Annotated in this window: 9 protein-coding genes and 2 pseudogenes; 8 read left to right on the top strand and 3 right to left on the bottom strand. The window is 58.5% G+C overall.

The genetic code is table 11. The features are described from left to right. Window positions 1-210: 210 nt before the first annotated feature. Window positions 211-363 (bottom strand): annotated as a pseudogene (locus tag AC5ZGW_RS44445) (DUF3606 domain-containing protein); the annotation flags it as partial. 401 nt (window positions 364-764) lie between these two features. Between AC5ZGW_RS44445 and ligD the strand changes: the two are divergent. The 3 genes from ligD (at window position 765) to AC5ZGW_RS44430 (ending at window position 2,348) form a co-directional block, all read left to right on the top strand. Further along, window positions 765-1,688: a non-homologous end-joining DNA ligase gene (ligD, locus tag AC5ZGW_RS44440; protein WP_130230816.1), complete on the top strand. Its 924-nt coding sequence runs from the start codon at window positions 765-767 to the stop codon at window positions 1,686-1,688. Between the two features lie 200 nt (window positions 1,689-1,888). Further along, the gene (locus tag AC5ZGW_RS44435) at window positions 1,889-2,074 is read left to right on the top strand and encodes a hypothetical protein (protein WP_130230814.1); all 186 of its coding nucleotides are present in this window, start codon (window positions 1,889-1,891) and stop codon (window positions 2,072-2,074) included. Window positions 2,075-2,078: 4 nt separating this feature from the next. Next, entirely contained in the window at window positions 2,079-2,348 is a 270-nt protein-coding gene (locus AC5ZGW_RS44430) for a hypothetical protein (RefSeq protein WP_130230812.1), read from the top strand. Window positions 2,349-2,502: 154 nt separating this feature from the next. On the opposite strand, the pseudogene AC5ZGW_RS44425 reads toward AC5ZGW_RS44430, so the two are convergent. Next, window positions 2,503-2,891: pseudogene (locus AC5ZGW_RS44425) on the bottom strand (IS110 family transposase); the annotation flags it as partial. Window positions 2,892-3,030: 139 nt separating this feature from the next. On the opposite strand from AC5ZGW_RS44425, the gene AC5ZGW_RS44420 reads away from it, so the two are divergent. Beyond that, the gene (locus tag AC5ZGW_RS44420) at window positions 3,031-3,642 is read left to right on the top strand and encodes an LOG family protein (protein WP_130230808.1); all 612 of its coding nucleotides are present in this window, start codon (window positions 3,031-3,033) and stop codon (window positions 3,640-3,642) included. A 226-nt stretch (window positions 3,643-3,868) separates the two neighbouring features. On the opposite strand, the gene AC5ZGW_RS44415 is transcribed toward AC5ZGW_RS44420, so the two are convergent. Next, the gene (locus tag AC5ZGW_RS44415; protein ID WP_130230806.1) at window positions 3,869-4,681 is read right to left on the bottom strand and encodes a Crp/Fnr family transcriptional regulator; all 813 of its coding nucleotides are present in this window, start codon (window positions 4,679-4,681) and stop codon (window positions 3,869-3,871) included. A gap of 758 nt (window positions 4,682-5,439) precedes the next feature. On the opposite strand from AC5ZGW_RS44415, the gene AC5ZGW_RS44410 reads away from it, so the two are divergent. The 4 genes from AC5ZGW_RS44410 to AC5ZGW_RS44395 all read left to right on the top strand — a co-directional run bounded on the left by AC5ZGW_RS44410 (window position 5,440) and on the right by AC5ZGW_RS44395 (window position 8,852). Then, window positions 5,440-5,883, top strand: coding sequence for a VOC family protein (locus AC5ZGW_RS44410; RefSeq protein ID WP_130230804.1), 444 nt, complete (start codon window positions 5,440-5,442; stop codon window positions 5,881-5,883). 97 nt (window positions 5,884-5,980) lie between these two features. Continuing rightward, window positions 5,981-6,472, top strand: a complete 492-nt coding sequence (locus tag AC5ZGW_RS44405) for a DoxX family protein (protein ID WP_130230802.1) — start codon at window positions 5,981-5,983, stop codon at window positions 6,470-6,472. Between the two features lie 63 nt (window positions 6,473-6,535). Further along, window positions 6,536-6,991, top strand: a complete 456-nt coding sequence (locus AC5ZGW_RS44400; RefSeq protein ID WP_130230800.1) for a VOC family protein — start codon at window positions 6,536-6,538, stop codon at window positions 6,989-6,991. A gap of 202 nt (window positions 6,992-7,193) precedes the next feature. Continuing rightward, complete coding sequence (locus AC5ZGW_RS44395) at window positions 7,194-8,852, top strand: adenylate/guanylate cyclase domain-containing protein (protein ID WP_496114125.1); 1,659 nt, start codon at window positions 7,194-7,196, stop codon at window positions 8,850-8,852. The last annotated feature ends 23 nt before the right edge of the window (window positions 8,853-8,875 follow it).

Genomic DNA, 8,875 nt, shown 5'->3' with positions numbered 1-8,875 from the left:
CGTCTCCCTCCTGTGTGCCGACACAATAGCACGCGCTCCTAAGAAACGGGGGCCAGAACTCTCGCTTGGCTAGGTGCCGGACGCGATGGTGGCTCACGTTACCTCGCAACACGAGGCCCGGCGTGCCTAGGAGACCGAGCCTCGTAACCCGAGGTCATGCGAAGAACAAACGTGGCGTAAGCTGATTGTTCGTTCCGTTAGATCACCTTCGCGCGAGCCGCTCTTCGACCCGCTGTTCCCAACCTTCTTGACTGCCTTCTTCACCGCCGGTGCGGATCGACCAGTCTTTTTGGGTTCGTAATCGATCTCATAGCGCTGCCCCCCGGCAACCCGCGCGCGGTCCTGTTTAGGGCGTTTGCTTATTCGCTTTCGCCATTCTGGCCTCCAATGTTGTCATGACGCAAACATAGGACGGATTCGCTGGTTCCCAGATCGGAAGTTCGACCGATCCTGCAGGGGGCCCAAAGAAAGCAGCCCGGCCAGGGGTGGGACCGAGCTGCCGTTCACGCCACTGCACGACACACGTCAGGGGACCGTGTGTGCCTCCACATAACTCGGCTCCGAAAGCGTCCGTTCCTAGCGTGCCGTGGAAGAAAAAAGTCCCAGTTCTCTCGGGGGAAGAGAACTGGGACCAAGGGTGCCGCCTCTGAATGGGACGGTAATGCCACGGGGAAACAACCTACGAGGCTGTCGACAGGTTGCAAACTTCGGAACGAATTGTTTTGCTCCACTTTGAATGGTGAGTGGCGTCGGAGTTCCGTGCGGTGGCGTTCCAGCGTAAGAAGCCGGCTGCGCTCGGCGCCAAGGCTCCCTACCCCGCCTTCATCGATCCTGCGCTGGCCACCGAGATCGAGCGGGTACCGACCGACGCCAGATGGATCCATGAGATCAAGTTCGACGGCTACCGCGTCCAGGTCCACCTCGCCAAGGAGACGATCAAGGTGTTCACCCGCCGCGGCAATGACTGGACCAGGCGGTTTCGCAAGATCGCCGACGACGCCTGGCACATCTCCGCCGCCAGCGCGATCGTCGACGGCGAAGTGGTCGCGCCGGCCGAAGACGGCACCACGGATTTTTCGGTGCTGCAGAACGAGCTCAAGGGTCGATCGAAAAAGATAGTCCTGGTCGCCTTCGATCTTCTCTATCATGACGGTTACGACCTGCGAAAACTGCCGCTTTCCACGCGCAAAGCCGAGCTGAAGAAACTCGTCGCCGGCACCGACATTCAGTTCAGCGAGAGCTTCGAGGTCGACGGCCGAGCGATGTTCGAGCACGCCTGCAGGGTCGGCTACGAGGGCGTAGTCTCGAAGGTCGCCGACAGCCCCTATGTCTCAGGCCGCGGCCGCAACTGGGTGAAGACACCGTGTGCGCAGCGGGAGACGCTGACGATCGCCGGCTTTGCCCCGGACGAAGGAAAATGGGACGGTATCTATCTCGGCCGGCGCAAGGGCGCCGAGCTGATCTACGCCGGCAAGGTCGACCACGGCTTCGACAAGGCATCCGCGCCCGACTTGCAGAAGCGCCTGAAGCCGCTGATCCGGAAGACACAACCCTACACCAAACGGATCGCGCACGAGGGCATCTGGGTCGAGCCGAAGCTGCTCGCCGAGATCGAGTATCGCGCCAAGTCGGCGGAGGGCAAGGTGCGGCATCCAGTCTTCAAAGGCTTGCGGGAGGACTTGCGATGAGATGGTGCGCGCGTTGCGATAACTGCCGGTTTGTGTGCGAGAACCACCTGGACAGGCCGTGGGAAGGGCCGCGAGCTTGCACATGCGGCGGAGCCGGCGCCCCGTGCCCGTGGTGCAACAGAGGTAATCCTCCCGAGATGCCGGAGGACTTCGAGGCGACGGTAACGGCGGATGATGACCTAGATTGAGGAGTCTCTCTGATGACAATAGTCTGGATCTACGAAGGACGGGACACCTTCAAAAAATTCGATACCGAAGATGAGGCGCAGGCGTGGCTTAAGGAAAATGATCCGGAGGGCGTGGCCATCGAACACCAAATAGGCGAGCCGTTGCCCGCCGGGTCGGCCGATCGATATGGGGTGCCGAAAGCGGATGAAAGGAGCTAGAGCGATGAAAACTATTGAAATCGAACCTTACGACCCCGGAGAACGCACATGGTCGGAGCCCGAACCGGCCACGAGCTTTCGCACCATTGACGGCCTCCCGCTTTACTGGTGCGACGAGCGCGACCTTGTGCACACCTGCGAAGGCGCCGACATCCATGCCGACGTCAGATTGTTCTGGACTCTCTGCGGCAAGGACGCGCCGGCCGGCGCGATCTATTGTCGAGATGACGAGGCCGTCACTTGCCGAGCCTGCCGCGAGCTGCGCGATGCCTGACGATTCCGCCATCTTCGGCGGACCCGGCTTCTGGGTCGCCCAGTTGCTCGCCTGCTCAACCATTCTCACCGGTGGCATCGTGATCTGGCTCGTCCAAGCATGATCAGGACCGAGCGAGAAGCGCCAGCAAATCACCGAGCCAATAGACGAGAGCGCGGACGCGGTGCAGCGCCTGAAGGTCGAGCTGATCGGCGGTCTTGGTCGCGACGAACTTCATGGTCGGGCGCTGGACAGCCTCGGCGATGGCTTCCGCATCTCGGAAGTCATTCTTCTGCCCCTTCGAATAGGGGCGCACGTATTTCGCCGGCATCAGGCGGGCGTCGTGGCCAAGCATTTGGAGCTTGCGGCTGAGATGATGCGCGCCGACGCAAGCCTTCATCCCGATCAAGCACGGCGGCAGCTTGGCGAGCCGCGTTTCTGGCCGCGTGACCACCTCTGTCGCAGCACGATGGCACCGCGGTGATCATGACCCACGAGGTGGAACGAGTTCTTGCCGATATCGATGCCGATCACGGCGATCGCTGCGTTGAGCTTCTGAGACATGGTGTGCTCCTTGACTTGAGCGCCCCTTGCCAGCTTCTCGCACTGGCAGGGCCGGCGCACGGCCGGACCATTCCATTAGCGGACTCTCGCGAGCAAAAACAAGCTTGACGCAATGGCCGTGCATCGCGTTTATCCTCACATGAGCAAGATCAAAGCAGTCTGCGTCTATTGCGGTTCCTCGCCCGGTCACGATGTTGCCTACGTTGAGGCAGGCGAACGATTAGGACGCGCACTTGCTGCATCGGGATTAACGCTGATCTACGGCGGCGGAACCCATGGTGTGATGGGCGCGGTCGCTCGCGGCACACTGAATAACGGCGGCAAGGTCGGCGCGATCATTCCGAGATTTCTCACAAACTGGGAAACGACGACTGATGCGCTCAAGATGTTCGTAGACTTGACGATCACAGACACCATGCACGAGCGCAAGCACAGAATGTTCGAGCGTTCTGATGCCTTCGTGGCACTTCCGGGTGGCATCGGTACCGTCGAAGAAATCGTGGAAATCATGACTTGGGCCCAGCTTGGGCAGCACCGTAAGCCGATGGTCTTGGTGAACATCAAAGGTTTTTGGGCGCCTATGATGGCGATGCTGGACCACATACGCAGCGCAGGTTTCCTTCACAGAGACCACCTGCTTCAACCCATTGTCGTTGATCGTGCCGAGGACGTGATCCCCGCGATTGTCGCTGCCGCTGCTAAAGAAAGCGCGTCCGAAGACGGTGTTTCGTCGATCATCGACAAGATGTAGATTTCTGCGTCCTCAGGCGTAATGAGGCCGGGTGCCGTTGGCTTCTGCTGTTGGCCCATGGCCGAAATCTGGATTGAAGATCGCCACGTCAGCTCACCGGGGTAGACCGGACGCCGCTCAGCGCGGCGTCAAATGCCGCTTGTGACCCCAAACCGGACGTCGTTGCATCGCGAGACCTGCGCTGCGTCGGGAAGTCCTGTTACCAAAAGTGCCGGACATCAAAGGGTTAAGCTATGTCATCCGTGGCTAAAATCTGCCGCGCGGTCTTTTCTTGTGCGATAATTCCTTCCAGCCGCGATATGTTCTCGAGCAAGCGCTGGCTGGTCAGCACAAGAGAGTAATAGCTGAATTGTGGATTCTGAAAAAAAATCTCGAGCAGCTTTTCATAAGTAATAGTCATCACTTGCCCGTCTTCGATGCATTCGACGGTCGCGGTTCGCCGCCGATTGGGCGTAAGGAAACCGAGTTCGCCCATGAGACGTCCCGGCGGAAGCTCGACGCCGATTTCCCTGACCAAAAACGTTCCTGTGACCGTCAGGAACATTTCGGAAGCTGGATCATCCTTCTTGAACAATTTGTCTCCCCGGCGATATCTGCGCTCAGTCATGAATGGTTTGAGCCATTCCAATGAGGTATCGCCCTCCGTCGCGATACGTGCCCTTTTGATCAGATTGAGCATTTGACGGAGGCGGATTGCATTGATCGGCAGCAAGAGCAGATAGAGGATGAAAGCCCCGACATTTCCCGAGAGCGCGCCATAGGCAACGAAGAACATGCAGCCGACCATGTTTGCGACGCGCAGCGGCACTATCGTCTGCATCAGCAAGGTAGCGGTAAGAAAGATGGCGCCAACGAGAGCGAACATGTTGGCGAGCGTGATGTTGGCCAGCACGATTTCCAGCAGCCGGATGAATAGTGCGTCGTAGGTGATGTTGTTCGGATCGAGACCCATCTGAACCAGAATCTTTGCGATCCTGAGATTGTCCGCCGCCGTATCAAGAATGCGGTCTAGTATCGAAGCTGCACTGTTGGACCCCATCGGATCATCCTCCGCGCAAAGCCGTCGGTATTCGTCGGGTATCCCGGATACTGACAATTAAAGTCGGATAGCAACCGTTTGAGTAAGATTAGTAGCGGTCTCGGTGCATCGATCGAGTTTACTTCGGGCGTTGGTTTCGGCAATTGCCCGCTCCCTAGTTGGTTTTGCCGTTGTATCTGCCCCTAAGCTGAAGAGAGGTAACGCCGTTCCTGGGCGACTTTCGCAAGTGGAGGGCAATAGCGTCGCAAAAATCGGGAACTTCCGAGTCTGGCCCGAATGCGAAGTCCGCGCGGGATCGGAAATCGTCTGCTTATCGGGGTAGATCGGAAGTGACTGGTCGATCCTTCCAATCGGCGCTTTTGCCCCTGAGGAGACATCCGAAGGTCGCACCCAAGATTCAGAAGGATCTCGCCAGTTTCCTAATTTGTCCTACGCGAACTGCCAACAATAAATCGGTCGCGCTACCGTATTTTAAGGAGTACGGTTTCTTACATCACCGCGCGGCCCTTGGCTTCTATCGGTGACCGAGAGAGGTCGGCTCCCGCCCCACCCGCCTAGGGAGTGGCGCCATGCAGCGCCGCCGTTTCACGAACACATTGACCTTTCCTGATCGGCTGGCGAAGGAAGCCGAGCGACTCCGAGAGGAAGCAGAGACCAAGCCTCCGAGGCAGGAACGAGACACGCTCCGAAAAAAAGCGCGTCAGGCAGATACGGCAGCCAGAATAGGAATACCATAGAGATCCGAATTGGAGGCGTCTATGAACCAAGTACAAGTCGAGCAGAAAAGCTATCAGATGCCGCCGGAGGATGGGTTTACCGTCGCATATTTTCTCACCGTCGCCGACATCGAAAGATCGGCTCGATTTTACGAAACGGTCTTCGGGGGTCGCATTCTGAGCAGAGGGCCGCCGGGGTACATCCAGATCGCGAATATGTGGCTCATTGTCAACGTCGGGGGCGGTCCGACACCAGACAAGCCATCGGTAACGCTCAGCGTCCCCGCCGATCCCGATTTAGTCAGCAGCTTCATGAATATCCGCGTTGCAGATATTCAAGCGTGTTACGAACTGTGGCGAAGTCGAGGAGCCGAGTTCATCACGGAGCCGAAGGAACAGTACGGCGAGACGTGCTGCTACATTCGCGATCCTGATGGCTATATTATAGAAGTTGGGCAAAGCAAGCCGGGGTTCGCTTACGGCTAAACGGTACGACACATGAAAACATCTTCAGTGACCGCGCACGCAGTCCGGCACGGATGAAATATCAGGATACGCCGGATACCAAGCCGGTCCTGGTCAGGTGACCGGCATCGTCGAAGCGCAAAGGCACTTAACCGTGCGAGACATGCTTGACGGAATTGGAGGAACATTGCCCGTGATCGCGGCGATGCGCTTTGCGCTCGGGTCGTTCTTCGTCTTGTCCGGATTTCATAAGCTTACGAATAGGGAAAGACATAAGACATTTGTAGAGACGCTTAGGGTCCTTAACATCCCACACGTTGGCATATTGCAATGGTTTGTTCCCGGAGTTGAATTTTTTGGCGGCCTAGGCGTCGCAGTCGGATTTCTCACGCCGCTGGCAGCCCTTGGCCTTCTGGTGATTTGTGCGGTAGCCCTCTTTACGAACTCTGCAACGGTAGTTGCGAGCTACAAGCCGATTGATCGGGCAGATCGTGTCGACGATTGGCTTTACCAGCCGGAAGTGATGTACGCGTTGATGCTGCTTTATTTTATTGCGGCCGGTGCTGGCCCGGTTTCCATCGATCAGCTTCTGAAGCTCTGGATTGGCTAAGTGAGAGATCCAATGCAGCTTCTGGCGAACTGAGAAATACGATATCCAAATTGGAGGTCATCTATGAACCAAGTACAAGTCGAGCAGAAAAGCTATCAGATGCCGCCGGAGGATGGGTTTACCGTCGCGCACTTTCTCACCGTCGCCGACGTCGAGCGATCGCTGCGATTTTACGAGACGGTCTTCGGAGGTGTCATTCTGAGCAGAGGCGACAGCAGCGGCGCACCGGGGTACATCCAGATCGCGAACACGTGGCTCCTTGTTAACCCCGGGGGCGGTCCGACACCCGACAAACCATCTGTAACGCTCAGCGTCCCCGCCGATCCCGATTTAGTCAGCAGCTTTATGAATATCCGCGTTGCAGATATTCAAGCGTGTTATGAACTGTGGCGAAGTCGAGGAGCCGAGTTCATCACGGAGCCGAAGCCCAAATACGGCGAGACGCGATGCTACATTCGCGATCCTGATGGCTATATTATAGAAGTTGGGCAAAGCAATCCGGGCGTTGCTTACGGCTAGACTGGGGCCTGTACTCATAAACGCGAAGAGCGCGGAATGTCCGCTTTCGGGGGACTGGAAATTTTGTGCTCATTGCGAGCCTTACTGGTTTTGACCCGTTTCGGGCGTTAGGCCTAGCCGGACAGCGGGTCGCTAGCGTGCTATGTTGGCGCGCGGGTTTCCCGAGCCGGGGTACGACGTGAGTGACCGCGTAGAAAGGCGATTGGTAGCCATTTTGGCGGCGGATGTGGCCGGTTATAGCCGCTTGATGGGCTCCGACGAGGAAGGAACGCTGTCGCATTTAAAGGCTCTGAGAAGAACGCACGTTGATCCTGCGATCACCGCGCACCGCGGACGCATCGTCAAGACGACCGGCGACGGCATGTTGGTGGAGTTCGCGAGCGCGGTCGACGCGACGCGATGCGCAGTTAAAGCCCAGCGCGAAATGGCCGAACGAAATGCTGATGTGCCGCAGGGGAGCCGGATCGAATTCCGGATGGGCATTCACGTCGGCGATATCATCATCGACGACAACGATATCTTTGGCGACGGCGTAAACATCGCCGCGCGTCTCGAAGGCATCGCGGAGCCCGGCGGTGTCTGCATTTCCGACGATGCTTATCGGCAGATTCGTGGCAAGGTCGACATCACGTTCGACGATATGGGATCGCAAAGCTTGAAGAATATCGCCGAGCCGATGCGCGCCTGGCGTTCGCGGATTGACACGAACTCTTCTACGGTAGAGTCGGTAAGGCCAACGACCGAGACTGCTCCACCCCTCGGGCTTCCAGACAAGCCGTCGATCGCGGTATTGCCGTTCCAGAACATGAGCGGCGATCCGGAGCAGGACTATTTCGCCGACGGCATGGTGGAGGACATCATCACGGCCCTTTCGCAGGTGAAGTGGTTCTTCGTCATAGCCCGGAACTCCAGTTTCATTTACAAGGGCCGGCCGGTCAACGTGAAGCAGGTCGCCCGCGACCTTGGCGTTCGCTACGTGCTCGAGGGCAGCGTGCGCAAGGCGGGAGGGCGGGTGCGCATCACAGGCCAGCTCATCCAAGCGGAGACCGGCCGGCACATCTGGGCCGATAGGTTCGATGGTGAACTTGCGGATGTCTTCAACCTGCAGGACCAAGTGACGTCCAGCGTCGTCGGGGCTATCGAGCCTTCTCTGCGTGAGGCCGAAATCGCCCGAGCCCGCTGCAAGCCGACCGAGCGGCTGGACGCCTACGAGTGGTACCTCCGGGCGCTACCACACTTTTACACGCTGAATCGCGAGAGCCTGGATAAAGCGATCGTGCTCCTCGGCCAGGCGATTGCGATCGACCCGCACTTTGCGCTGGCGAAGGCGCTTGCGGCGCGCTGCTATGCGTGGCGCAATCCTCAGGGCTGGGCAACCGTACCGGAAGAAGAAAAGGCGATCGCAGTCCGGCTCGGCCGGGAGGCGCTGCAGGATGGCGACCACGATCCATCCGTGCTGTGGATGGTGGGCTTCGTGATGTGGCAGCTGCGCGTCGACCCCGAGGGTGCCCTCGAACTGTACGACCGGTCGCTCTCCCTGAATGCCAACTGCGCGCAGGCGCTTGCCCTGCGCGGCTGGGCACTCGCAACTGCCGGACGGCTCGACGAGGCAGTCCCAGCGCTTCTGCAAGCCCTCCGTCTCAGCCCATTCGATCCGGAAGCATTCTTTACGATGTCGGCTCTAGGGTGCGCCTACTTGATGGCCAGGCGCTTTGACGAGGCCTTCAAATGGACGTCCCGTGCTCTGAGGCAGCGGCCAACGTTTGCGCCCGCTCTGCGCTTTCATGCGGTTTGTTTGGTCAAGCTCGGTAGTGTGCGGAAGGTTCTGCAAAAGGCTGAGAGGCTGGAGCGGTCATGGTAAGTCCGGTGATTGCGAAGATCACC

The organism is Bradyrhizobium sp. Crot121 (assembly GCF_059512385.1).
The sequence above is the reverse complement of the archived record's forward strand: the minus strand, read 5'-3'. Positions and strand labels throughout refer to the sequence as shown.